18 protein-coding genes are annotated in these 25377 nt (G+C 72.3%); 6 read left to right on the top strand and 12 right to left on the bottom strand.

Going from position 1 to position 25377, the window contains the following annotated elements; translation table 11 throughout:
- Nucleotide 1 precedes the first annotated feature (1 nt).
- The 4 genes from GNT64_RS16900 to GNT64_RS16885 are packed head-to-tail and all read right to left on the bottom strand — an operon-like array spanning nucleotide 2 to nucleotide 4351.
- Nucleotides 2–517 (bottom strand): D-glycero-alpha-D-manno-heptose-1,7-bisphosphate 7-phosphatase, encoded by a 516-nt coding sequence (locus GNT64_RS16900; protein WP_197277052.1) that lies wholly within the window; start codon nucleotides 515–517, stop codon nucleotides 2–4.
- A complete protein-coding gene (locus GNT64_RS16895; protein WP_197277051.1) occupies nucleotides 514–1641 on the bottom strand; it encodes an AGE family epimerase/isomerase in 1128 nt (375 codons plus the stop codon). Before GNT64_RS16895 ends, GNT64_RS16900 begins: the two co-directional genes overlap by 4 nt.
- Nucleotides 1638–3095 (bottom strand): D-glycero-beta-D-manno-heptose-7-phosphate kinase, encoded by a 1458-nt coding sequence (gene rfaE1, locus GNT64_RS16890; protein ID WP_231639066.1) that lies wholly within the window; start codon nucleotides 3093–3095, stop codon nucleotides 1638–1640. The genes GNT64_RS16895 and rfaE1 overlap by 4 nt, the downstream gene beginning before the upstream one ends.
- On the bottom strand, nucleotides 3092–4351 hold the full coding sequence (locus GNT64_RS16885; protein WP_156680572.1) for a glycosyltransferase family 4 protein: 1260 nt from the start codon (nucleotides 4349–4351) through the stop codon (nucleotides 3092–3094). The genes rfaE1 and GNT64_RS16885 overlap by 4 nt, the downstream gene beginning before the upstream one ends.
- A 215-nt stretch (nucleotides 4352–4566) precedes the next feature.
- Here GNT64_RS16885 and GNT64_RS16880 point away from each other — a divergent pair, with 215 nt between their 5' ends.
- A complete protein-coding gene (locus GNT64_RS16880; RefSeq protein ID WP_156680571.1) occupies nucleotides 4567–6552 on the top strand; it encodes a glycosyltransferase family 9 protein in 1986 nt (661 codons plus the stop codon).
- Here GNT64_RS16880 and GNT64_RS16875 read toward each other — a convergent pair.
- Nucleotides 6543–7082, bottom strand: coding sequence for a thiamine phosphate synthase (locus GNT64_RS16875; protein WP_156680570.1), 540 nt, complete (start codon nucleotides 7080–7082; stop codon nucleotides 6543–6545). The genes GNT64_RS16880 and GNT64_RS16875 overlap by 10 nt on opposite strands.
- A gap of 22 nt (nucleotides 7083–7104) precedes the next feature.
- Here GNT64_RS16875 and GNT64_RS16870 point away from each other — a divergent pair, with 22 nt between their 5' ends.
- On the top strand, nucleotides 7105–7788 hold the full coding sequence (locus tag GNT64_RS16870; protein ID WP_156680569.1) for a YggS family pyridoxal phosphate-dependent enzyme: 684 nt from the start codon (nucleotides 7105–7107) through the stop codon (nucleotides 7786–7788).
- 37 nt (nucleotides 7789–7825) lie between these two features.
- On the opposite strand, the gene GNT64_RS16865 is transcribed toward GNT64_RS16870, so the two are convergent.
- Nucleotides 7826–9427, bottom strand: a complete 1602-nt coding sequence (locus tag GNT64_RS16865; RefSeq protein ID WP_156680568.1) for a peptide chain release factor 3 — start codon at nucleotides 9425–9427, stop codon at nucleotides 7826–7828.
- A gap of 121 nt (nucleotides 9428–9548) precedes the next feature.
- Here GNT64_RS16865 and GNT64_RS16860 point away from each other — a divergent pair, with 121 nt between their 5' ends.
- Nucleotides 9549–10841 carry an MFS transporter gene (locus GNT64_RS16860; protein WP_156680567.1) on the top strand — a complete coding sequence of 431 codons (1293 nt, stop codon included), beginning with the start codon at nucleotides 9549–9551 and terminating at the stop codon, nucleotides 10839–10841.
- A 197-nt stretch (nucleotides 10842–11038) separates the two neighbouring features.
- Here the strand turns inward: GNT64_RS16860 and GNT64_RS16855 are convergent, their stop codons facing one another.
- Nucleotides 11039–12667, bottom strand: a complete 1629-nt coding sequence (locus GNT64_RS16855) for an ATP-binding protein (protein WP_231639571.1) — start codon at nucleotides 12665–12667, stop codon at nucleotides 11039–11041.
- A gap of 220 nt (nucleotides 12668–12887) precedes the next feature.
- Between GNT64_RS16855 and GNT64_RS16850 the strand changes: the two genes are divergently transcribed.
- Nucleotides 12888–13160 carry a hypothetical protein gene (locus GNT64_RS16850; protein ID WP_156680565.1) on the top strand — a complete coding sequence of 91 codons (273 nt, stop codon included), beginning with the start codon at nucleotides 12888–12890 and terminating at the stop codon, nucleotides 13158–13160.
- A gap of 156 nt (nucleotides 13161–13316) precedes the next feature.
- A complete protein-coding gene (locus GNT64_RS16845) occupies nucleotides 13317–14711 on the top strand; it encodes a sugar transferase (protein ID WP_231639065.1) in 1395 nt (464 codons plus the stop codon).
- A gap of 22 nt (nucleotides 14712–14733) precedes the next feature.
- Here GNT64_RS16845 and GNT64_RS16840 read toward each other — a convergent pair whose 3' ends face one another.
- Genes GNT64_RS16840 through GNT64_RS16820 form a run of 5 tightly spaced genes read right to left on the bottom strand, consistent with a single transcriptional unit; the run spans nucleotide 14734 to nucleotide 19466 of the window.
- Complete coding sequence (locus tag GNT64_RS16840; protein WP_231639064.1) at nucleotides 14734–15207, bottom strand: DUF805 domain-containing protein; 474 nt, start codon at nucleotides 15205–15207, stop codon at nucleotides 14734–14736.
- Between the two features lie 48 nt (nucleotides 15208–15255).
- Nucleotides 15256–16029, bottom strand: a complete 774-nt coding sequence (locus GNT64_RS16835) for a TIGR02186 family protein (RefSeq protein WP_156681716.1) — start codon at nucleotides 16027–16029, stop codon at nucleotides 15256–15258.
- Between the two features lie 2 nt (nucleotides 16030–16031).
- Complete coding sequence (locus GNT64_RS16830; protein WP_156680563.1) at nucleotides 16032–16946, bottom strand: sulfite exporter TauE/SafE family protein; 915 nt, start codon at nucleotides 16944–16946, stop codon at nucleotides 16032–16034.
- A 52-nt stretch (nucleotides 16947–16998) separates the two neighbouring features.
- Nucleotides 16999–18057 carry a hypothetical protein gene (locus GNT64_RS16825; RefSeq protein ID WP_156680562.1) on the bottom strand — a complete coding sequence of 353 codons (1059 nt, stop codon included), beginning with the start codon at nucleotides 18055–18057 and terminating at the stop codon, nucleotides 16999–17001.
- Nucleotides 18054–19466, bottom strand: a complete 1413-nt coding sequence (locus tag GNT64_RS16820) for a glycosyl transferase family protein (RefSeq protein ID WP_277873240.1) — start codon at nucleotides 19464–19466, stop codon at nucleotides 18054–18056. Before GNT64_RS16820 ends, GNT64_RS16825 begins: the two co-directional genes overlap by 4 nt.
- Before the next feature lie 127 nt (nucleotides 19467–19593).
- On the opposite strand from GNT64_RS16820, the gene GNT64_RS16815 reads away from it, so the two are divergent.
- Entirely contained in the window at nucleotides 19594–25323 is a 5730-nt protein-coding gene (locus GNT64_RS16815) for an alpha-2-macroglobulin family protein (protein WP_156680560.1), read from the top strand.
- Nucleotides 25324–25377 lie beyond the last annotated feature (54 nt).

Raw genomic sequence — 25377 nt, 5'->3', positions numbered from 1 at the left:
CTCACCCGGCGGTGAGGCGGGCGATCCAGGGTGCGACGCTCTCTTCCAGGTCCACGCCGTCGAACAGCGCGGCGGCGATGCCGGCGCCTGCCGCCGCCACCAGATCGCTCGGCCTGTCGCCGATCATCACCGCGCGGGCCGGATCGATCCGCCACTCCGCCATGGCGCGCAGGATCATGCCGGGGTTCGGCTTGCGATCGGGATGGTCGGCGATGCGGTAGCGCGGCTCCACCGCGTCGGCGTGGAACGGGCAGGCGTAGAAGGCGGTGATGGCGATGCCGTCCCGCGCCAGATCCGCCTGCATCCAGCCATGCAGCCGATCGACGTCCGCCTCGCCGTACAGGCCGCGGGCGACGCCGGACTGGTTGGTCACGACGATCGCCAGCAGCCCCGCCGCCCGCACCCGCGCCAGCGCCGCGCGCGCGCCCGGCATCCAGCGGAAATCGGCGATGCGGTGCAGATAGCCGACATCCTCGTTCAGCACGCCATCCCGATCGAAGAAGACCGCGCCGTTCACGCCGCGTGCCGGGCGAGCGCGGTGATGCACGAGACGAGATGGTAGAGCGTGCTGGCGGGCGCCGGCGCGGCGACGAAGCCCCGCCCGTCCCACCGCTCGCACCAGAGGCCCGGCTGCGGGCCGGCCAGGAAACGGCGGAGCGCGGCCCAAGCGACCGCCGGCGAACCGGCCGCGAAGTCGGGATAGGCCAGCGCCGCCTTCAGCCACTCGCAGTGCGGCCACAGGCGGACCGATGCGTCGGCGACGGCGCCGTCGTCGAACAAGGCGCCGCGCAGCAGGCCGGTGTCCGCGTCCAGCCCGCGCGCCAGGGCGAAGCTGGCGAGGCGGGCGCCGCCCGCCACGGCGCGCCCGCGCACACGCACCAGTTCGGTGAGCAGCCAGGCCCATTCGAGATTGTGGCCCGGCTCCACCAGCGCGCCGCCGAACGGTCCCTCCGGCACCAGGTCGTCGGCATAATATTCGCGGATCACGCCGGCCGGCACGTCGATGAAGCGGCGCGCGGCGAGATCGGCGAGATCGTCGCACAGGCGATCGAACTGTGGGTGCGGCATCAGCTCGGCGCAGGCGAGCGCGGCTTCGAGCAGGTGCATGTGCGGGTTCTGCCGGCGCGGCAGCGCGGCGGGCAGCCCTTCCGCATAGCCGCCGGCGGGGTGCCGCAGATGGGCGTCGATGAAGGCCAGCAGTGCGATCGCCTCGTCGCGCAGGGCGGCGTCGGCGGTGAGGCGATAGGCGTGGCCCAGCGCGAACAGGGTGAAGGCGAGATCGTAGAGATCCCGTGCCGGATCGACGATGCGGCCGTCGCGATCGCAGCTCCGGGCAAAGCCGCCCTCGGGGTGGCGCAGCGGGCCGAGCAGGAAGGCGAGGCCATGCTCCACCGCCGCGCGGGCACCGGGTACGCCGTGGCGCGCGCCTTCGGCAAAGGCGTAGATCTGGCGGGTGGTGACGCGCAGCCGCTTGTACGGCACCGCGCAAGCCAGGCCATCCGGATCGAGCGTTTCGTGGAAGCCGCCGCGCGCGCGATCCACCCCGTGCGCCAGCCACAGCGGCAGCGCCTTGCCGTAGAGCCACGCCTGCGCCTCCGCCGCGAGGGGACGCAGCGACGCGGCCGTCGCCGCCCCGCTCACCCCACCGCGTCCGGGGATGCCAGGCTGCGGGCGACGAGCCTGGTGGTCGAGTGGCCGGCGCGCAGATCGACACGCAGCACCGCGCCGCCATGCGCCTTGACGATATCGGCGCCGACGATCGCGTCCTCGGCATAGTCGCTGCCCTTCACCAGCAGATCGGGCTTCAGCAGGTCGATCAGCGCGTGCGGCGTATCCTGATCGAACAGGGTGACGAGATCGACGTGGCCGATCGCGGCCATCACCTCGGCCCGCGCCGCTTCGCCCTGAATCGGGCGGGCGGGGCCTTTCAGCCGGCGGACGGAGGCGTCGCTGTTCAGCGCCACGATCAGCCGGTCGCACTGCCGGGCCGCCTCGCGCAGCAGCGCGATATGGCCGGGGTGCAGCAGATCGAAGCAGCCGTTGGTGAAGCCGACGCGCAGTTTCTGCCGCTTCCACTCCGCCCGGCGGCGGGCGGCCTCGTCCCACCCCACCGCGCCGTCCGTGTCGGGCGCCTGATGCTCGCGCGCCAGCGCCTCGATCAGTTCCGCTTCCGAGATGGTGGCGGTGCCCGCCTTGGCGATCACCAGCCCGGCGGCGAGATTGGCCAGCCGTAGCGCCTGCGGCACGGCGTGGCCGCTGGCGATGGCGAGGGCGAAGCTCGCGATCACGCTGTCGCCCGCGCCGGAGACGTCGAACACCTCGCGCGCCTCCGTCGGCAGTACGATCTCCTCGCCCGCCACCGGGTAGAGCGACATGCCCTGTTCGGATCGGGTGAGGACGATGGTGGCGCCCGTCGCCGCGATCGCCGCGCGGGCGGCCCGGCGGCACGCATCGTCGGTATCGCAGACGATGCCGGTCGCGGCGCGCAGCTCGGCACGGTTCGGGGTGATGAAGTCGGCCCCGGCGTAGAAAGCGAAATCGGCCCGCTTGGGATCGACGAATACGGGCACGCCGCCCCGCCGGGCGCGGGCGATGATCGCCGCCAGCACGCGATCGCCGAGGCAGCCCTTGGCATAATCGGAGAGGATCATTGCCTGCATCGCGGGCATCGCATCGTCCACCGCGGCGATCACGGCGTCCGCGATCGCCGGATCGAGCGGGGTCGCATCCTCCTTGTCGATCCGCAGCATCTGGTGGTTGCCGGCAAGGATGCGCTGCTTGAACGTCGTCTGCCGCTCGGCCGCGACGATCAGCCGGGTGGAGACGCGCGCGCCAAGCAGCAGCGCATCCAGTCGGCGGCCTTCGGCATCGTCGCCGATCACGCCGATCAGGTGCGGGCGGCCGCCGAGCGCGGCGAGGTTGGTCGCCACGTTGGCGCCGCCGCCCGGCACCTCCAGATGGGCCATATGCTTCAGGATCGGCACCGGCGCCTCGGGCGAGATGCGCTCCACCGCGCCGCTCGCATAGCCATCCAGCATGACATCGCCGACGACGAGGATGTTCGCCGCTGGATCGAACAGGGTCGCGCTGGTCACGGTACGTCATCCCCTCCGGGCAGCGTCCCGGCGAGGATGCGCGTATACATGGCGTGCAGCCGGGTCAAATATCGCGCCCGCGAGAACAGGGCGGCCCGCGCCGGGCCGGCCGCGGACAGGCGCAGGCGCAGCGCCGCATCGTCGTGCAGCGCGCGGATGCCGGCGGAGAGCGCCGCGCCGTCGTGCGGATCGACGATCACGGCGGCGTCCCCCGCCACCTCCGGCAGGCCGCCCTGGTCGCCGATCAGCACCGGCGTGCCGAATTGCAGCGCCTCCAGCACCGGCAGGCCGAAGCCTTCCCACAGCGACGGGAACAGCAGCGCGCGCGCCAGCCGGATCAGGCCGAGCAGCTGCGCGCGCGGCGCGTAATCGAGATGGATCACGCGGCCGTCCGCATCCCCCCGGTCGAGCGCGGCAAGCGCCGCCGCGCTGCCCCAGCCACGCGCGCCGACCAGCACGAGCGGGATGCCGGGGGGCGTAGCGAGATAGGCGTCGATCAGGGCGGCGACATTCTTCTTCGGCTCGATCGTGCCGACGAACAGGAAATAGCCCTGCGGCGCGAGGCCATACAGCCGCGCCACCATGTCGCGATCGGCGGCGATCGCTTCTGCGGACAGATCCGGCGGGGGCGGGCCGGCCTGGTAGGTGTTCGTCACCCGATCGGCGGCCACGCCCAGCAGGCGCAGGATATCCGCCCGGCTCGCCTCCGATACGGTGCACACATGCGCGCCGGTGGCGACGCAGCGGCGCACCAGGCGATCATAATAGCGCGTGTCGTCCCGCGTGGCGAAGGGCAGCCGCAGCGGCACCAGATCGTGCAGCGTGTAGACGTTGCGCGCGCCGACGAGCCGCACCGGCAGCGGATAGGTCCAGTGCATGATCGTCGGCGGATCGGTCATCCGCAGCGGCAAGAAGCGATCGTGGTGGCGGAAGTGGCGGTGGGCCAGCGCGAACAGGTCGGGCGCGTTCACGCTCCGCGCGAACGGCGGCGCCGCGCGCGCGGCCAGGGCGCGGTGCAGCCACGCCCGATCGGTCTCCGCCGCTCTTGCCGAGAGGAACGGCGCCATGCCGCGAAGCATGATCCGCAGCCGCGTTCCGCGCGCGGCCGGACTGCCGCCACCGATGCCGAACACCGCCGTCACCTCGTCGCCGCCGGCGTGCAGCGTTTCGGCCAGCACGTGTCCGTAGGTGGCGACACCCGTGCCGTGCGGCATGGCGAGATTGAAGCCGTCGATCCCGATCCTCAGCGCGGTCAATCCTGCTGCCTCTCCGGCCGGGGCGGATAGGTCGTCGGCCGGGCGCTGGCAAGGTCGCCGGGCCCCTCCCTGCCCGGCCGGCATCGCCAAACCCGTTCGCTTTCCGCTATGGCCCTCCGCAGATCGCCGTCTGCCTGCGCTGGAACGACATGCCCCCTCTCCTCACCCGCCGAACACGACCGACGCCCTGCCGCACGGCGAGGCACGGCTGACCGATGGCGAACATCGTGAAGATGGCGATCAAGGCCGTGCGCTTCCGCTTGGGCCGCCCCTATGTCCAGCACGCCAACGCGCTGCGCAACCGATCGGAGTGGATCGAGGCGGTGATCGGCTACCGCCGCGCGCTGGACTGGATGCCCTGGCGCGAGGATCTGAAGATCCAGATCGGCAATTGCCTGAAGGAATATGGCGACTATCGTGCCGCAGTAAGAAGCTACAGCGGCGTGGTGGGCGGTATGCACCGGCCGGAGGCGCTGAAGCAGATAGCGGATGCCAGCCGTCGCGCCGGCACCGATCTTCTCGCCTACGTGATTACCGAGCGTCCGGATCAGGTCGCCCCTGCCGGCAACGGCCCGGTCGTGATGCCGTCGCCCACCGCGCGCGACCTGCCGAACCGCGTGCAGGTGGAATCGGAGGAGCCGCGCCGCTGGCTGGGCTCGCTGGGCCGCGACGACAATCAGGCCGTCCGCCGCAAGGGCAACAACTATCCCTCGATCATGTTCGATCAGGTCGGATCGCTGTCGATGGTGCGCGACGGCGCGATCGAGCCGCTGTTCGCCGGCATGATCGCGGTGCGCGCCCGCATCTTCTCGCTCGCCCAGCTCGACACGGTCGAGCTGTGGCTGGGCGAGGGCGATGCGGCGGTGCGGCTGGAGGCGGCGCCGGTCCGCTTCGTCGAGCGGGGCATGATCCCGATCCGGCTGCACGTGGCCAACATCTGGATCGATAGCGCCCGCCTGCCCGCCGGCCGCCACTGGCTGAGCCTGCGCGCCGGCAAGCATGCGCCATCGGCCGGGCTGTTCGTCAACGTGGCGGAGGCGGGCGGGCCGCTGCCCGATCTGGCCGGATCGGACGCCTTCGTGCCGTCCCCCCCGCCCGGCACGGCCGATCCCGCCGCGTTCGTGGTCGCAGCCCCCGCGCAGGTGCGCGCCGCCGCCCGATCGGTGCTGGAAGGGCCGGTCCGCTCGATCCTGGCGATCCGGGTCGACCAGCTGGGCGACGTGTCCGCCTCGCTGCCGGCCATGGCGCGGCTGCGCGGGCTGTTCCCCGGCGCCACCCTCACCGCCCTGGTGCAGCCGGGCGTGCGGGCCGTGGTGGAGGCATCGGGCATCGCCGATCGGGTGCTGCCGATCGCGCTCGACTACAGCCCGCTCACCGAGCGGCGCCACCTGCCGCCGGCCGAGGAGGCGCGGGTGCGGGCGCTGCTGGGCGACGAGACGTTCGACCTCGCCATCGATCTCAGCCCCGGCGACGAGACGCGGCCGCTGCTGCTGCTGACGGGCGCGACCCACCTCGTCGGGTTCAACCCCGATCGCTTCACCTTCCTCGACTACGGCATCGGCCTGCGATCGCGCGACAAGGTCAACCAGCTGGAGAAGCTGTCGCACGCCGCCGCGGTGATGACCCTGGTGGAGGCGCTGGCGGTGGCGGTGGCGCCGCGCCGGCCGGTCGTGCCGCGCGCTGCGCCGGTCGATGCGGTGCTGGCCGAGCACGGCCTCACCCCACGCGGCCATGTCGTGCTGCACACGGGCGCGCGCCACCCGATCAACTGCTGGCCGGCCGAACATTTCATTGCGCTGGCCGAGCGGGTGCTGGCGGAGACGCCGCTGAATGTCGTGATGTTCGGCGGGGACATGATCGCCGGGCTGGCGGCGTTGCGCGGCAACCCGCGCGTGCGGGTGTTCGACCTGCTGGATGCCGACGCCTTCGATGCCATCCTGTCCAGCGCGCGGGTGATGGTGGGCAATGATTCGGGGCCGAAGCACCTTGCCGCCACGCGCGGGGTGGCGACCGTGAGCCTGCACGTCGGCCGGCTCAACTGGAACGAGTGGGGCCAGGACGGCGCGGGCACGATCCTGTCGAAGCGGGTGCCGTGCGTCGGCTGCGGCCTCAACGACGTCCAGCTCTGCGGGCGCGACGCCGTCTGCATCCGCTCGATCGGCGTGGACGAGGCGATGGCGGCGGTGCGCGCTCAGCTCTGAGGCGCACTCCACGCATCGATCGCCGCCCAGCCCGCCGCCCTGATCCGCCGTGCGCGGACGGCGTCCATGCCGCCCAGCGCGATCACCGGCCGGCGCGCGCGCCGGGCGAGCAGGGCGAAGCGCAGCGGGCCGAGCCCGCCCGCGCCCGGATGCGAGCGGGTGGCGAACACCGGCGAGACGAACAACAGGTCGGCGTGACGCGCCGCCGCCATCTGGCGCGCGTCATGCACCGGCGCGGTCCGCAGCAGCGGGCGCGCGGCGCGGGCGTGCGGCGAGCGGCCGTGCGCCCCGTCCGCCCGCCACGCCACCGCCAGCCGTGGCGACCCGGCGAGCACGAGCACCAGCCCACGCCTTCGCGCCACCCGCCGCACCCGATCGTACAGCAGGCGCCGCGCCGCTGCCGGCGTCGCATGGTGGCGGAACACGATGCCGCCGCCGCGCGGCAGCCGCTCCAGCGCCGCCCACAGCCGCTCGCCGAGCCGCTCGTCGGTCATCAGCCAGCGGGTGGGGAGAGGATGGCGGGGCCGCATGGCCCTGCCTATAGCAGCCCGCATGAGCGAAACCGAAGCCGCCGCCCGCCTCGCCGCCGTCCGCCTCGTCACCGTGCAGGCCGCGATCGCCCGCGCCGCCGCTCTGGCCGGCCGCCCGGCCGACGCGATCGAGCTGGTCGCCGTCTCCAAGACGCGCACGCCGCAGGAGATCGCTCCGCTGATCGCCGCCGGCCACCGCAGCTTCGGCGAGAACCGCGTGCAGGAGGCGGAGGCGAAATGGCCGGCGCTGCGGGCGGCGACGCCCGGCCTGCGCCTGCATCTGGTCGGCCAGCTGCAATCGAACAAGGCGGAAGCGGCGGTGCGCCTGTTCGATGCGATCCACGCGCTCGACCGCCCCTCGCTGCTGACGGCGCTGGCCGCCGCGATGGCGAAGACCGGCCGCCGCCCCGACTGCTACGTGCAGGTCAACATCGGCGAGGAACCGCAGAAGGGCGGCTGCGCCATCGCCGACCTGCCCGCGCTGCTGGACGCGGCCGTCGCCGCCGGCCTGCCCGTCGCCGGCCTGATGGCGGTGCCCCCGGCCGACACCGAGGCCGCGCCCTATTTCGCCCTGCTGGCAAAGCTGGCGCGGCGGCACGACCTCGCCGCCCTCAGCATGGGCATGTCCGGCGACTATGAGACGGCGGCGATGCTGGGCGCGACATGCGTGCGTGTGGGGACGGCACTGTTCGGGGATCGGGGATAGGCATGCCGCCGGCCATTACTCTGCGCAGCCGCTCACCTCACACCCGCTCCTTCGTCGCGGTGAAGCGGATGTTCGGGTTGCGCTGCGCCACGTAGCTCAGCTCCCAGTCGTCCTTCGCCATGAAGACGGGCTCGTCGTCGTGATCGGCGGCCATCGCGCCGCGGTGGTCGGCGGCGAAGGTCTTCATCGCGGCGGCGTCGTCGGAGGCGATCCAGCGGGCGGTGGCGTAGGGTGAGGGCTCCAGCCGGGCGTCGACCTTATACTCGTGCTCCAGCCGGGAGATCAGCACCTCCAGCTGCAGCTGGCCGACGACGCCGACGATCAGCTGCGCGCCGAGCGACGGGCGGAACACCTGCACCACGCCCTCCTGGCTGAGATCGTCGAGCGCCTTGTTCAGCTGCTTCGTCTTCGTCGGATCGACCAGCGCCACGCGGCGCAATATCTCCGGCGCGAAGTTCGGCAGGCCGGTGAAGGTGATGCCGCTCGCCTCGCTCAGCGTGTCGCCCACGCGCAGGGTGCCATGATTGGGGATGCCGATGATGTCGCCCGGCCACGCCTCGTCCGCCACCTCGCGGCTCTGGGCGAAGAACAGGATCGGGCTGTGCACCGCGATGGGCTTGTTGGTGCCGGACTGGTTGAGCTTCATGCCGCGGCGGAACCGGCCCGAGCAGAGCCGCATGAAGGCCACCCGGTCGCGATGCTGCGGGTTCATGTTGGCCTGCATCTTGAAGATGAAGCCGCTGACCTGGGGCGCATCGGGCTCCACCGGCGCCGGCGTGGCGGGCTGCGCGCGCGGCGAGGGGGCGAGATCGCGCAGCGCGGCGATCAGCTCGGCGACGCCGAAATCCTTGAGCGCGGAGCCGAAATATACCGGCGTCAGGTCGCCGTGGCGGTAGGCGGCGAGATCGAACGCGGCATAGCCGCCGAGCGCCAGCTCCGCCTCCTCGCGCAGGGCGGCGGCGGCGGTTGCGGAGACGAGATCGTCCAGCCGCGCATCGTCCAGCCCGGCCAGCTGCTCGACATGGCCGGAGAAGCCGCGATTGGCGTCGGGCAGCAGCAGCCGGTGCCCGCGCAGGTCGTACAGCCCCTCGAACAGGCCGCCCATGCCGACCGGCCACTCCATCGGCGCCACGTCCAGCGCCAGCTGGTCGGCGATCTCGTCCAGCAGGGCGAAGCCGTCGCGCCCCTCGCGATCGATCTTGTTGACGAAGGTGATGATCGGCACGGACCGCAGGCGGCACACCTCGAACAGCTTGCGCGTCTGCGGCTCGATGCCCTTGGCGGCGTCGATCACCATCACCGCCGAATCGACCGCCGTCAGCGTGCGGTAGGTGTCCTCCGAGAAGTCCTCGTGGCCGGGCGTGTCGAGCAGGTTGAAGACGATGTCGTCATATTCGAACGTCATCACCGACGAGGTGACGGAGATGCCGCGCTGCTGCTCGATCTTCATCCAGTCCGATCGGGCGCGGCGGGCGGCGCCGCGCGCCTTCACCTCGCCCGCCATGTGGATCGCGCCGCCGGCGATCAGCAGCTTCTCCGTCAAGGTCGTCTTGCCGGCGTCCGGGTGGGAGATGATGGCGAACGTGCGGCGATCCGGGCGGGTGGTCGGGCGGTCCGCGGCGTGGTCGATGATGTCCATGGCCGGTCGCCGATAGCGGCTGCCGGCAGATATTGCCACCGGCCGCGCCCGGCCGGCGGGGTGCGGTGGCGCTACCGTCTCCCCGCGCCGACATGCTAGGCCGTGCGCGAGGGAGACGCGGATGGCCGGGCAGGCAGGCATGGGCAACGGCGCGCGGCTGCGGGCGATACTGGGCGGGGCCGCCGGCAACCTCGTCGAATGGTACGACTGGTACGCCTATGCCGTCTTCGCGCTCTATTTCGCGCCGGCGTTCTTCCCAAAGGGCGATCCGACGACGCAGCTGCTGCAGACGGCGGCGGTGTTCGCCGTCGGCTTCGCGGCGCGGCCGGTGGGCGCGTGGGCGATGGGGCTCTACGCCGATCGCGCCGGCCGGCGGGCGGCGCTGAGCCTCTCCGTCGGCATGATGTGCGCCGGATCGCTGATGATCGCGCTGATCCCGTCGCACGCGGCGATCGGCGCCGGCGCGGGCGTGCTGCTGCTGCTGGCGCGGGTGGTGCAGGGGCTGTCGGTGGGCGGCGAATATGGCGCCTCGGCCTCGTACATGAGCGAGGTGGCCGGCGCGCGGCGGCGCGGCTTCTGGTCCAGCTTCCACTATGTCACGCTGGTGGGCGGGCAGCTGATCGCGCTGGCCGTGCTGATCCTGCTCCAGCGTATCCTGCCGAAGGAGGCGCTGGAGGCGTGGGGCTGGCGCGTGCCGTTCGTGATCGGGGCGATGCTGGCGGTGATCGTGTTCTGGATCCGCCGCGGGCTGGACGAGAGCCCGTCCTTCGTGAAGGCGGAGGCGGCCGGCGCGCGCGGCGGCACGACGATGGCGCTGCTGCGCGAGCATCCGCGCGAGGTGATGACGATCGTGGGCCTCACCGCCGGCGGATCGCTGGGCTTCTACATCTTCACCACCTACATGCAGAAGTTCTTGGTGAACACGGCCGGCTACGGCAAGGCCGAGGCGTCAGAGGCGAGTGCCGTCAGCCTTATCGCCTTCATGCTGTTCCAGCCGCTGGCGGGCTGGCTCTCCGATCTGGTCGGGCGGCGGGCGATGCTGCTGGTGGCGTTCGGCGGCGGCGCGCTGGCGCTGTGGCCGGTGATGAGCGGCATCGCCGAAGGCGGCGGGATCGGCACCGCGCTGGCGCTGATCCTCGTCTCGCTGGCGTTGCAGGCGGGCTACACCGCGATCGGCGCGGTGGTGAAGGCGGAGCTGTTCCCCACCCATGTGCGCGCGCTCGGCGTGGCGCTGCCTTATGCGGTGGCCAATGCGGCGTTCGGCGGCACGGCCGAATATGTCGCCTTGTGGTTCAAGAGCGAGGGGATCGAGCGCGGCTTCTACGTGTATGCAATCGTGCTGATGGCGGTCAGCTTCGTCACCGCGCTGCTGATGTGCGACACGAAGCGGCACAGCCGCATCACGGAGGACTGAACCCGCAATCCCCCGTGCCGCGCGACTCGCTTACCCCGAGCGAAGTCGAGGGGCTGGATCGCGGTGCGGCGCGCCTCGACTACGCTCGCGCCTCGACTTCGCTCGCGCCTCGACTTCGCTCGCGCCTCGACTTCGCTCGCGCCTCGACTTCGCTCGCGCCTCGACTTCGCTCGGCACAAGGAACGGGGCGGGGGCTCCTATCGCCCCTGGCTGCGCCAGCGGTGGATCACGCGTTCGATCAGCGCCTGCTCGCCGCCGGTCTGCCGCCAGAGGGTGGAGAAGACCGGATCGTTTGAGGCGGGCCGCTTGTTCGGTTCGAGATCGTCGAGCGTCACCCGCAGCGGGATCGACACGCCCTCGCCGCTGACGATGCACTCGCGGTTGCGCAGCGCCGGGATCGTGTCGAGGAAGCCGCGCGATCCTTCCGGCATGGCCGCGCGCACGAAGCCCAGGTCGCGATCGTTGTTGAGCCGCAGGGTGATGATCGTGCCGCACTGGGAGAGCACGCCCTCCGCCAGATCGGACGGCCGCTGGGTGATGAGGCCCAGCGAGACGCCGTATTTGCGGCCCTCCTTGGCGATCCGCTCCAGAATGCCGCGCACCGCCGAGCCGGTCGTCACCCGATCCGACGGGATGTAGCGATGCGCCTCCTCGCAGACGAGCAGGATCGGGCGCTGCATCTCGCCACGCGCCCACACGGCATAGTCGAACACCATGCGCGCCAGAACCGCCACCACCACGTTGGTGATGTCGCTGGGCACGCCCGAGACGTCGACGATCGAGATCGGCTTGCCGTAGCCCGGCAGGCGGAAGATCCGCGCTAGGAAGGCCGAGAGGCTGTCGCTGACGAGCATGCCGGAGAACATGAAGGCGTAGCGCGGATCGGCCCGGATCTCCTCAACCTTCGTCTTCAGCCGCTGGTAGGGGGCGGTGCCGCCGGCCTTGTCCATCTTGCCCATCTCGGCCTGGATGATGGCCAGCAGATCGGAGAGGAGATACGGGATCGGGCTGTCCACCGTCAGCTTGGTGATCCCTTCCGCACAGCGATTCTTCGCGCGGGCGGCGAGCAGGCACTTGGCCAGGATGTCCGAATCATGCTGCCGGTCGGCACCGGTGGAGGTGACGAACACCTCGACATGCTCGGCGAAGTTCATCAGCCAGTAGGGCATCGCCAGATTGTCGACGTTGAAGATCTCGCCCGTGCCCTTGAAGGCGGCGGGATATTCGCCGTGGGGATCGATCATCACGATATGCCCCTCCGGCGCCATGTCGCAGATCCGGTGCAGGATCAGCGCGGCGGAGGTGGACTTGCCGGTGCCGGTGGAGCCCAGCAGCGCGAAATGCTTGCCGAGCAGCGCATCGACGTAGAGCGCGGCGCGGATATCCTTGGTCGGGTAGACGGTGCCGATCTCGACATGGGCGCGATCGTCGGCCGCGTAGATCTGCTGCATCTCGCCGGAGGTGACGGGCTGCACCGAGGCGCCCGGCGCGGGATAGCGGGTGACGCCGCGGCGGAAGTTGGACATGCGGCCGGTGAACGGATCGCGATCGCCTTCGCCCAGGAAATCCACGTTGGCGATCACCACGTCGGTATCGGTCGCCGCCAGCCGCATCGTGCGGATGTTGGCGAGCAGCCAGCGCTGGCCGACCCGCAGCTTCACCTGGCTGCCGATCTGCCCGGCCATGGCGACGCCGGGATCGGGATCGTCCGCCAGCGAGGCGAGCAGGGTGCCGTCGAGCGCGATCTGCGAGGTCGATCCGCTCACCTCCAGCAGCCGGCCGATCTCCATCGCGTCGGCCGCCGGAAGCGCCGTCGCCGGCGTCATTCCCTGCGCGCCCTGATCGCTCGCCCCCCGAAGGCTAGCCATGTCGTTCATGCTCTCGGTCCCCGTCATCCGGACCGTTTGGTAAACCGAGTAGGTTAAGGCTTTGCTCTCCACGCCGGCGGCGCGACTCGCCGCGTTCGTGGTTCGTCAAGCATCCGCCTTTACCGGATGCTTATGCCTGGCGGGGTAGATGCCGGACGGTTCCAGCAAAGGCACTCCGATGACATCGAACCTCGCGGTCTCCCACCCGATCCCCTACATCGAGCCCCGCTACGTACGGGTGCCGGCGGAGCGGACGCGCACCCGCGCAAGCGGGCCGGTGGGCACGATCCAAGCGGATCTCGCGGCGCGACTCACCGCGGGCGAATATGAGGCCTGGCTGCTGCCGCCGGAGCCGCGCGGCGGTATCGAGCAGGTGGTGCATGCCCTGTCGCTGGGCGCGGCCTTCGCCGCCGTGACCGGCGTGGCGGGGTTGATCTGGCTGTTGATCTGAACATTCCCGATATGGGATCGTAAGCTCCGATTCGGCGGGAAATTAGGTCCGCTTTATGTGTTGCGTCGCACAATGGTGAGTCGTAGATTGCGTCTACGGGTCGTTAATCGTCGCGGGTTTCGCAAGCTTAGATCGCGATGCACGATGGGGACGGACGTGAACGCAATACACACCCAGATCGGCTTCGACTCTCGCCATTATGCCCTCGGCGAGAAGAGTGTTTCCAAGCAGGTTCTGCGGCTGCGGCTGTATGGCGGCCTGCTGGCGCTGGATTGCGCGGCGCTGGTCGTCGCCTTCCTGCTGGCCGCGCTGGCGCGCACGGGCTCGCTGTTCCACGGCTTCGGCGTGGAGGTGGCGCTGCTGACGGTGCCGATCTACGCGGGCATCGCGCTGAACAGCAACGCGTACAGCATCGACGTGCTGCGCAACCCGATCGCCGGGATCATGCGCGCGCTCACCTCCTTCCTGTTTACCGTCGCGACGATCCTGTTCATCGCCTTCTTCCTGCGCTCCACCGAGTCGATCTCGCGCCTGGTGCTGGGCCTGGGCACGGGCGGCGGCATCCTGGCCCTCACCGCCACGCGACTCGCCTTCGCCCGCTATGCCGCGCGAATCACCGGCGGCAATCCGCTGAACGAGATGGTGATCGTCGACGACGTGTCGTTCACCCCCCCGCCGGGCGCTGCGGTGATCGAGGCGGCGCTGTTCAACCTGCGCCCCAACGTCAACGATCCGCACATGCTCGATCGGCTGGGCGCGATGATCAAGGATTATGACCGCGTAGTCGTCGCATGCAGCCCGGAGCGGCGCCATGTCTGGGCGATGCTGCTGAAGGGGGCCAACGTGCGCGGCGAGGTGATCGCCTCGCAGTATAACGAGTTTGGCGCCATCGGCTTCGGCTCGTTCGAGGGGCATGACACGATGCTCGTGTCGAGCGGCCCGCTTTCCATGCGCAGCCGGGCCAAGAAGCGGGTGCTGGATCTGGCGCTCACCGTGCCGGTGCTGCTGGGCCTGGCGCCGCTGCTGCTCGTCACGGCGCTGGCCATCCGGCTGGACAGCAAGGGGCCGGTATTCTTCGTGCAGAAGCGGCTGGGCCGCGGCAACCGGCTGTTCTCCATGTACAAGTTCCGCAGCATGCGCAGCGAGATGTGCGACGCGAACGGCAACCAGTCCACCCGCCGCGACGACGACCGGATCACCCGCGTCGGCAAGTTCATCCGCGCGACCAGCATAGACGAGCTGCCGCAGCTGCTGAACGTGCTGAAGGGCGACATGAGCCTCGTCGGCCCGCGGCCGCACGCGCTGGGCTCGCTCGCCGGGATGCAGCTGTTCTGGGAGGTGGATCAGCGCTACTGGCACCGCCACGCATCCAAGCCCGGCATCACCGGCCTGGCCCAGATCCGCGGCTATCGCGGCGCCACGCACGAGAGCATCGATCTCACCAACCGCCTGCGCGCCGACCTGGAATATCTGAAGGACTGGACGATCTGGCGCGACGTCTCGATCCTGCTCGGCACGTTCAAGGTGCTGGTACACCGCAACGCCTACTGAGGCGCGGCGGGGACCCGGCGCGCTATCGCAACGCGCCGCCCTCGCCGGTCTCGATCGGATCGGGGCCGAAGCGGTTCGGCCCGCGCGTGCCGCTCATCACGAAGAAGACGAACAGCACGATGCCGCCCGCCAGCGGGATCAGGCCGATCAGCAGCCACCAGCCGGACCGGTCCGTGTCGTGCAGCCGCCGCACGCCGACGGCGAGCGACGGCACCAGCATCGCGAGCGAGAACAGCCCGGTCAGCCAGCCGAAATTGTGCTGCGAGTAGACGGAAAGGCTGCCGTCGCCGATCGTCCGCACCGATTCGCCGCTGCCGATGCCGAGCACGCTCTCCACGATCGCCAGCACGATCGTGGCGAGCGCGATGAACAGCGCGAACATCCAATATTCCTTCGGCCGCGCGCGCCCGGTGAATAAGGCGTAGCGGCGCAGCGGCAGCAGCATCCAGTCCATCTCGCTCTCCCTGACGATGCGGCGGGTGCCGCCGCGCGCCATCTACGCACGGATGCGGCGATCAGGCGAGAGGCGGCGTGCGCCCGGCGATCACCGCTTGCGGAAGGCCACGCCGGCGAGCCAGCCGAGCAGCACCGAGAGCGCCACCGCCATCAGCCCGTAGCCGAGCGACCAGGTCTGCGCGAAGCCGGCGACGATCCGCTCGAACCCGCGGCGATCCACCGCGATGTCGCGCACGGCGGCGGCGATCACGCGCCCGTCCTGCACCAGGAAGGTCTCGGCCGTATAGTCGCCCACCGGCACCCGCGCGGGCAGGCTGATGCGCGCGCGGTAGAGCACGCCCTCGCTCACCTCCACCCCGTCCGGCGTCTCGACATACAGGCCCATGCGACGCTTGAGATCGACGAGGCCGTGCTCGAATCTTTTCTGCACGTCCGGCAGCGCGCTGCTGGCCGGCGAGAGCTGGATGTTGTCGACCCCGAACTCGTAGATCGCCGCCGTCCGCCGATCGACGACGCGCGCGACGGGGCGGGAGGAGGCGACGGCGTAGAAGGAGGGGACGGAGCGGAAGCGCGCGCTTTCCGCATTCACCCAGATGCCGGCCACCTTCTGCTTCTCGCGCAGCAGGATCGATTCGGCCGGGCCCTTGATGACCACCACCACGTCCGCCGGGCGCGCCGGCATCCGCCCGCCGGGATAGACGATCGCGCCGAACAGCAGCAGCTCGGCGCCGGTGAAGCTGTAGATGATGTCGATGCGCCGCTGCGACACATCAGGCACCAGCTTCGGCGGGGCGGGGCCGGGGCGTGCCGCGCCGCCCAGCAGCATGGCCAGCAGCATGGCCAGCGGCAGCAGCCACGCCATCCTCACAGCGGCTGCACCGTGTAGATCTCGTCCGGCCGCCAGCCCAGGCCCAGCGCCATGCGGATCGCCACCGCCAGCACGATGCCGGCCAGAGCGAAGCGCAGCCATTCCGGGCGCACCCGCTGCGCCAGTCGCGCGCCCAGCTGCGCGCCGGTGACGCTGCCGATCAGCAGCAGCCCGGCCAGCACGATATCAACCGCCTTGGTGGTGGTGGCGTGGACCAGCGTTGTCGCCGCCGTCACGAACAGGATCTGGAACAGCGAGGTGCCGACCACCACCCGCGTGGACATGCCGAGCAGGTAGATCATCGCCGGCACCAGCACGAAGCCGCCGCCGACCCCCAGCAGCACGGTGAGCAGGCCGGTGCCGAAGCCCAGCAGCAGCGGCGCCAGGGGCGAGATGTAGAGGCCGGAGCGGTAGAAGCGCCAGCGCATCGGCAGAGCCGCGATCAGCGGATGGTGGCGGCGCGGCGCGGGCGGCGGCGGCGCCTTGCCCCACATCACGGCGATGCTCTGCGCCGCTTCCTTGGCCATCAGCAGGCCGATCGAGCCGAGCAGCACGACGTAGAGGATGCCGACGACGGTATCGATCTGGCCGGTCCGCTGCAGCCAGCGGAACAGCATGCCGCCGGCCACCGCGCCCACCGCGCCGCCCGCCACCAGCACCCCGCCCATGTGGAAATCCACCCCCTGCCGGCGCTGGTGGGCCAGCACCGCCGACACGCTGGCGCCGGTGATCTGCGTGGCCGAGGAGGCGACCGCGACGGCGGGCGGGATGCCGTAGAAGATCAGCAGCGGCGTGGTGAGAAAGCCGCCCCCCACGCCGAACATGCCCGACAGGATGCCGACCAGGCCGCCGAGCCCGACGATCACCAGCACGTTCACCGACAGGCCGGCGATGGGCAGATACAGGTCCATGCCGCCCGGCTACCGCATTTCGCTCCGCCCGTCAGCCGCGCCGGCGGCCGGATCAGAAATCCGCGGCCAGGGTGAGGGCCGGGCCGGAGCGCGGGCGCGCCTCTCCGGCGACGCGGACGCGCCATTCCGCCGCCAGCGTGGCGGCGGTGCCGCCGACCGGCAGGCCGAGCGCCACGCGCGGCCCGACATCCAGCCGCGCGACGGCGGGCTGGGCCGCACCCCACACGCCGGCGCCCACCGTCAGCGATCGCGCCCGGCCGAGTTCGCGGCGGTGGCCGGCGCGCAGCGCCCCGTCGGCGAACAGATCGCCGCGCCGGGCACCGACGACACCGGCCTGGCCGTAGCCGTCCACCACCAGGCCGGGCCGCAGCTGCCGCCAGAAGCCGCCGGCGGCATAGGCCGACCAGGCGTTGCGCCCCCTGCCGCCGACATCGATCCGCCGCTCGATCGAGACGCGCAGCGGCCGCGCCGGCAGCGGGTGCCAGTCCAGCCCCACCGCCGCCTCCGCAGCCCGGCCGTCGTCGAGCGGGGAGGAGATCCGCGCCGCGGCCGCCATGCGGGTGGGGCCGGCGGCGTTCAGCCGGTAGGCGATCCGCCCGCCCGCCTGGCTGCCGCCCAGCTGCCCGCCGGTCGCCAGCGCGGCATCGCCGTCCCCGCGCCGGTACAGGTAGAGATTGCCGGACCAGCGCGATGCCGCGATCCCGGCCGGTGCCGTCGCGGGCAGCGTGGCCGGCGGCGCGGCCGCGACCAGCCCGGTGGGCGAGAGATCCGGCACGAGGGATGCGCTACGCGCGTCGACCGGTGACGGCGGAGTCGCCAGCGCCGCGCTCGCGCTTTCGTGGCCGGGCACAACCGCCTCCGCGCGTCGCGGCCGGGCGACTCGGCCGGCGAGGCGCACCGCGCCGGCGTTTCGGCGGACCGGCTCGACGGCCGGGCCTGCCGTGCCGGCGATGCGATCGTCGCCGCCCGGCCGATCCGGCCTGACCGCGCCGGCCGGAACCGTCGGGTCCGCGTCCGCGCTCGGCGGGGTCAGGCCGGGCGCCAGCAGCAGGATGCGCCCGGCGATCCACAGGCCGAGTATGCCGGAGACGAAGCGCAGCGGCGTGTTCATTCGGCGGGCAGGATGGTCGGGAAGGCGTGGCTCGTCTTGTCCCACGGCACCGCCGCGCCGCCCGGCCGGCCGCTGCGGACATAGGCCGCCACCGCCCGCCGCGCCGCCATCATCGCGATCAGGTTGGCGACCAGCATGCGCGGGATCGCCCGCAGCCCCTCCCGCCAGCCATAGGTCGCGCGGACCATGACGAAGCGCACCAGGGCGCGCCAAAGCATCAGGCCGGCGTTGATCGCCGTCAGCCCCTGCAGCAGCGGCGGCACCTCCGGCATCGGCCGGCCGATCGCGAAGCACAGGGCGAAGGTGGCCGCCGCGCAGACCAGCCCCGCATAGGCCGCCGCCAGGACGATCGCCGCCAGCACGGCGCGGCGATCGCGCAGCCGCATCCAGCGTTCGGCCAGGCCGCCGCGCCAGCCGAGCCGAACCCATCCGGCCAGCGCGATGCCGGTCATCCAGCGGGCCTTCTGGCGCACCGCCGTGTCGATCGTGGCGGGGAAGTAGGCGCGGATCGCCACCGGGCCGCGCCCCGCCGCCGCTGGCAGGCGCACGAACACGCCGCGCCCGCCATGGTCGCCCAGCCGCAGCCCCATCTCGTAATCCTCGGTCAGGCTCGCCGCGTCGAACGGCCGTCCGCCGGCGCGATCGGCCATACCCTGCATCGCCGCGCGCGAGATCGCGCAGCCGACGCCGGCGGACGGCATGCCCGCGCCCAGCGCCTCGCGCACCACCAGCTGCTTGCCGTGCGCCTCGGCGAACTCGTCGCAATAGTGGCCGGAAACCCAGCGCGATCCCGGCACGATCAGCGGCAGCACCGGCAGCTGCACCAGATCGAACCGCTCGATCAGCCGATCGAACACGCGCAGTTCGCACGGATGCACGACATCCTCGGCGTCGTGCAGCACGATCGCCTTCACCGGCACGCCCTCCCGCGCCTCGTCCACCAGCATCGCCCGCCAGAGCCGGTTCAGCGCCTCCGCCTTGGTGGTGGGGCCGGCGAGCGCGCCGGAGACCATCCGCACGCGCCGCCCGCCGGCCGCGTGACGGCGCACGTGGCGGACGGCGGCGATCGTCGCCGGATCGTTCGGGTACACGCCGACGTAGATGCGGTAATCGCCGTGATCGAGGCGGGCGAGGGCGGCGCGCAGCATGGCGGCAATGACGCCGCTCTCGTCCCACGCGCCGATGAAGATCGCCAGGCGGCCGGGCCGGTCCGGCGGCGGCAGCGATTCGGCGGTCGCCGCCCGGTGGCGCCGGTAGACGACGGCGCTGCGCCAGCCGGAACGGACGAGATAGAGCAGGTCGATCGCCAGATCGTCGATGCCGCCGATCAGCAGCCCGACGGCGGCGAACAGCATCAGCTCGCGCGTGATGCCCGCCGCCAGCCAGATCAGCACGTCAAGTGCAGCCACTGAACATTTCCCCCGAAACGGACTAAGCACATCGCCATACTGCGCGGCAATGACTTTGGCGGGACGCGGAATACTGGATTTGGGACACATTTGAGGGCAGTCTGCGGTCGGGCAGAGAGGGCGGGGAATGCGGAAACGGATCGGCGCGGCGGCGCTCGCGGTAGCCGCGCTGGCGCTGGGCTTCCTCTCGGCATCGGCATCCGGCGATACCAGCCCGCAGGTGGTGCTGGCCTCGCCCGGCGAGGGCGGCGGCGTGGTGGAGCGGTTCACGCTGCGCTTTTCCGAGGCGATAGTGCCGCTCGGCGATCCGCGCGCCGGCGCGCCGGTGACGGTCGCCTGCCCGATCGGCGGCACCGGCCGATGGGTGGACCAGCAGACCTTCGTCCACGAATTCGCCCGTCCCCTGCCCGGCGGCGTGACGTGCCGCCTTGCCCTGCGCGACGATCTGAAGAGCCTGCGCGGCATCGCGATCGCCGGCCAGCGGCGCTTCGTCGTCGATACCGGCGGGCCGGCGGCGCGGGCGATCCTGGCCGGCGGCGGCGGTGACGAGATCGAGGAGGGGCAGGTCTTCCTCGTCGCCGCCAACGTCGCGCCGGATCGCGCATCGGTGGCGGCGCACGCTTATTGCGCGGTGGATGGCCTGGGCGAGAAGATCGCCGTCGATCTGCTGCCGGCCGACCTGCCGGCGCGGCTGATCGCCGGCCTGGGCCGCGACCGCTACGAGGTGAGGGGCTTCCTGGCCGAGGCGGGCCTGCCGGAGCCGCAGCAGGCGGACCCGCGCGCGCGCGCCGCCGTGCTGCGGACCGTCATGGCGCTGAAGTGCCGCCGCCCGCTGCCGCCAGGGCGGGACATGGCGCTGGTATGGGGCCGGGACATCGCCGGCGGCGGGCGGACGGCGGGCGCGGACCGCCGCTTCGACTTCACCGTGCGCAAGAGCTTCGAGGCGCGCTTCGAATGCGCGCGGGTGAACCCGCAGGCCGGGTGCAGCCCGGTGGAGCCCGCTTATGTGCGCTTCACCGCGCCCGTGCCGATCGCCACCGCCCGCGCGATCCGGCTGGAGATCGCGGGCCGGGCGATCGCCCCGGTAACGGAGAAGCCGGCCTCCGCCACGGTGACGGAGGTGCGCTTCGCCGCGCCGCTGCCGGCGGCGAGCGCCGGCCGCCTCGTGCTGCCGGACGGCGTGATCGACGAGAGCGGCCGGCCGCTCGCCAACGCCCGGCGCTTCCCGCTCGACGTGCGGATCGACGCGCCGCCGCCGCTGGTGAAGTTCGCCGCCGATTTCGGCATCGTCGAGGCCGCGGAGGGCGGCGTGCTGCCGGTGACGGTGCGCGCCGTGGAGCCGCGCCTGCGCGGATCGACCCTGGCTGTGGGCGGGCAGATTGCCCGCATCGAGGCCGGAGACGGCGCGGTCGCCGGGTGGCTGCGCCGGATCGAGAAGGCGGCCGCGAACGACTATCGCGAGGAGAAGCGCGGCAAGGCGGAGGTGACGGTGAACCACACCGGCGCCACCCCGATCCTGGCCGGCGCGGCCGGCGCCACCCCGCTGTCGCTGCCGCTGCCGGGCGGCGGCAAGGCGTTCGAGGTGGTCGGCATCCCGCTGGCGAAGCCGGGCTTCTACGTCGTCGAACTGGCCAGCCCGACGCTCGGGCGGGCGCTGCTCGGGCGGAACGCGCCGCGCTACGTGGCGGCGGGCGCGCTCGTCACCAACATGGCGGTGCACTTCAAATGGGGTCGCGGCGTCTCGCTGGCCTGGGTGACGGCGCTGGACAGCGGCCGCCCCGTGGCGGGCGCCGAGGTGCTGGTGACGGACAGCTGCTCCGGCCGCCTGCTGGCCGGCGGCACCAGCGACGCGGCCGGCCGGCTGCCGGTGCGCGGCCTGCCGGAGCCGGTATCCTATGGCGGGTGCGACGGCGACTCGCACCCGCTGATGGTCTCGGCCCGCAGCGGCGGCGACTTCAGCTTCACGATGACGACGTGGGGCGAAGGCATCCGGCCCTACGATTTCGACCTGCCGTTCGGCTGGAGCGCGCCCGACGACATCTTCCACACGATCTTCGATCGCACGCTGATGCGCGCCGGCGAGACCGTGCACATGAAGCATGTGCTGCGCCGGCCGGTGGCGCGCGGCTTCGCCTTCACCGGGGAGGTCGACGGCACCCTGCGGCTCGTCCATCGCGGATCCGACACGCAGTTCGATCTGCCGCTGGCGATCGGCGCCGACGGCATCGGCGAGACGGAATGGACCGCGCCGAAGGGCGCGCCGCAGGGCGATTACGACCTGCGCCTGATCGTCGGCGAGAAGACGATCTTCACCAGCCAGTCGATCCGGGTGGACGAGTATCGCCTGCCGACGATGCGCGCGACGATCGCCGGCCCGAAAGAGGCGGCGGTGCGGCCGAAGCGGCTGCCGCTGAACCTGTATGTCGGCTATCTGAGCGGCGGCGGCGCGGCGCACATGCCGGTCAGCGTGCGGACCGCCTTCGAGGGCGACGATTCGACGCCCAAGGGGTGGGACGGCTGGACCTTCGGCGGCACGGCCATTCGCGAGGGCGTGACCCCGCTGGACGGCGACGGCGAGGCGATCGCGCCGCCGCTGCCGCCCGCCCAGACGCTGCCGGTGACGCTGGACGCACAGGGCACCGCGCGCACCGCCATCGACCTGCCGCGCACGATCGACACGCCGACGATCCTGGCGGTGGAGATGGACTATCAGGACGCCAATGGCGAGGTGCTGACGGCGGCGAGCCGGGTGCCGATCCTGCCCTCCGCCGTGCGCGTGGGGCTGAAGACCGACGGCTGGCTGATGCGCGACGACGACCTGCGGCTGAAGCTGGTGGTGCTGGATGCGGAGGGCAGGCCGGTGAAGGGCCGCCGGGTCTCCGTGACGCTCTACAGCCGGGAGGTGATCTCGGCGAGGCGGCGGCTGATCGGCGGCTTCTACGCCTTCGACAACAATGCGCGGGTGACGCGGATCGACGCCGCCTGCGCCGCCCGCACCGACGCGCAGGGGCAGGCGGCCTGCGCGCTGGCGCCGGGCGTGTCGGGCGAGGTGTATGCCGTGGCGACCGCCGAGGACGATGCCGGCAACGTCTCGCGCGCGGTGCGATCGGTATGGCTGGCGGGCGAGGACGAGTGGTGGTTCGGCGGCGACAATGGCGACCGCATGGATCTGGTGCCGGAGCGCAAGGCCTATCGCGCCGGCGAGACCGCGCGCTTCCAGGTGCGGATGCCGTTCCGCGCCGCCACCGCCCTCGTCACCGTCGAGCGGGAGGGCGTGCTCTCCAGCTACGTCACGCAGCTCTCGGGCAGGGATCCGGTCGTCTCGGTGAAGCTCGGCGCCGGCTACGCGCCCGACGTCTACGTCTCGGTGCTGGCGGTGCGCGGGCGGATCGCCGGCTGGCGGCTGTGGCTGGCGGACTTCGCCCGGCGCTGGCACCTGCCCTTCTTCAGCCGCGAGGGCGCCCGGCCGACGGCGCTCGTCGATCTCGCCAAGCCCGGCTTCCGGCTGGGTACGGCCAAGATCGCGGTCGGCTGGGAGGCGAGCCGGCTGGCCGTGGAGGTGAAGGCGGACCGCGCGATCTATCGCGTGCGGGACGTGGCGCAGGTGGCGGTGCGGGTGCGCGATCCCGCCGGCCGCGCGCCGCGATCGGCCGAGATCGCCTTCGCCGCGGTGGACGAGGCGCTGCTCCAGCTCTCGCCCAATCCCAGCTGGCAGCTGATCGACGCGATGATGGCGGAGCGGCCGCTCTCCGTCCTCACCTCCACCGCCCAGATGCAGGTCGTCGGCAAGCGCCATTATGGCCGCAAGGCGGTGGCGGCGGGCGGCGGCGGCGGCGACCTCTCCGCCGTCAACCGCGAGGATTTCCGCCCGGTGCTGCTGTGGCGCGGGCGGGTGCCGCTGGACGCGCAGGGCCGTGCGCGGGTGGCGGTGCCGCTGGCCGATTCACTGTCCGCCTTCCGCCTGGTCGCGGTGGCGACGGCCGGGGCCGACCGCTTCGCCACCGGCGAGGCGACGATCCGCACGACGCAGGATCTGACGCTCTATGCCGGCGTGCCGCCGCTGGTGCGCAGCGGCGACGTCTATGGCGCCAGCTTCACGCTGCGCAACGGCAGCGACCGAGCGATGACGGTGACGGCCAGCGCCACCACCATGCCGCGCATCGGCCGCGCCGCGCCGCTGACCGTGACGATCCCGGCGGGCGGCGCGGTGCCGGTGACGTGGCACCTGCCCACCCCCGCCGGGATCGACCGGCTCGACTGGACCGTCTCCGCCCGCACCGCCGACGGCCGCGCGGCCGACCGGGTGACGGTGGCGCAGGCGATCGTCCCCGCCGTGCCTTTGGAGACATGGGCCGCCACGCTGGCCCGCGTGGGGCCGCAGACGCGCATCGCTTTGGCCCCGCCGGCCGGCGCGCTGCCGGGGCGGGGCGAAGTGCAGGTGCGGCTCACCGCCGCGCTGGCGCCGCCGCTGGAGGGGGTGCGGCGCTATATGCTGGCCTATCCCTACGACTGCTTCGAGCAGCGACTGTCCCGCGCGATCGCCACCGGCGACATGGCCGGCTGGGCGCGGCTGGCGGGCGAGATCCCCGCCTATCTCGATGGCGACGGCCTGCTGCGCTACTTCCCCGACGAGGGCGCCGAGGGCAGCGAGGCGCTGACCGCCTATGCGATGGCGATCACCGCCGAGGCCGGGCTGGCGATCCCGGCCGGCCCGCGCGCGCGGATGCTGGCGGCGCTGGCGGCCGTGGCCGAGGGGCGGCTGGCGCGCGAGGGCGAGGGGCGCGGCGACCAGCGGCTCCAGCGGCTGGCGGCCCTGGCCGCGCTGGCGCGCAACGGCGCGGCGACGCCGGCGATGTTCGGCCAGATCGGGATGGCGCCGCGCGACATGCCCACCTCCGCCTTGGCCGACTGGCTCGTCGCGCTCTCCGCCACGCCCGGCACCGATCCCGCCGCGCGCGCCGCCGCCGAGCAGGCTCTGCGCGCGCGTCTGGTCTACGAGGGATCGCGGCTGGACCTGACCGATGCCGCCGCCGCGCCGTGGTGGATGATGACGAGCGGCGACGAGATGGCGATCAAGGCGCTGCTCGCCAGCCTCGGTCGGCCCGGCTGGCAGGAGGAGGCGCCGCGCATGATGGTAGGCGTGGCGCTGCGCCAGCGGCAGGGGCGCTGGGATACGACGCCGGCCAACGCCTGGGGCACGCTCGCCGCGCGCCGCTTCGCCGCGCTCTACCCGCCGGGCGCGGTGACGGGCGCGACGACGGTGCGGCTGGGCGCCACCACGCGCACGGCATCGTGGCCGGCGGCCGACGCGCCGCTGCTGCGCCTGCCGCTGCCGGCCGGCCCGGCACCGCTGCTGCTGGCCCATGCCGGCGGGGCCGGGCCGTGGGCGCAGGTGTCGCTGACGGCCGCCGTGCCGCTCGCCCGGCCGCTGTTCGCCGGCTACCGGCTGTCGCGCGCCGTATCGGTGGTGCAGCGGCGGCACCCGGACCGGCTGACCCGCGGCGACGTGCTGCGCGTCCGCCTGACGGTGGACGCCTCCGCCGAGCGCAACTGGGTGGTGGTGAGCGATCCGATCCCCGCCGGCGCCACCATCGTCGGCGGGCTGGGCGGCCAATCGGCGCAGCTGGCGGCGGCTCAGGGCGGCGAGGGCGCGCAGCCGGCTTATGTCGAGCGCGGCCAGGATGCGTGGCGCGGCTATTTCGCCTGGCTGCCGCGCGGCCGGGCGACGGTGGAATATACGCTGCGGCTGAACGGCGAGGGCCGTTTCCAGCTGCCGCCGAGCCGGGTGGAGGCGATGTACTCGCCCGAGATCCGCGCCGCCGTGCCGAACGCGCCGATGGTGGTGAGCGCGCGGTAGCGGCAGGCGCTTCGGGTTCCGCTGCTGCGCGTGTTCGAGCCGGCAAGGATGCCA

Origin of the sequence: Sphingomonas profundi, from assembly GCF_009739515.1 — a bacterium.
Lineage (GTDB): Bacteria > Pseudomonadota > Alphaproteobacteria > Sphingomonadales > Sphingomonadaceae > Alterirhizorhabdus > Alterirhizorhabdus profundi.
This window is presented reverse-complemented; position numbering and strand designations above follow the sequence as displayed.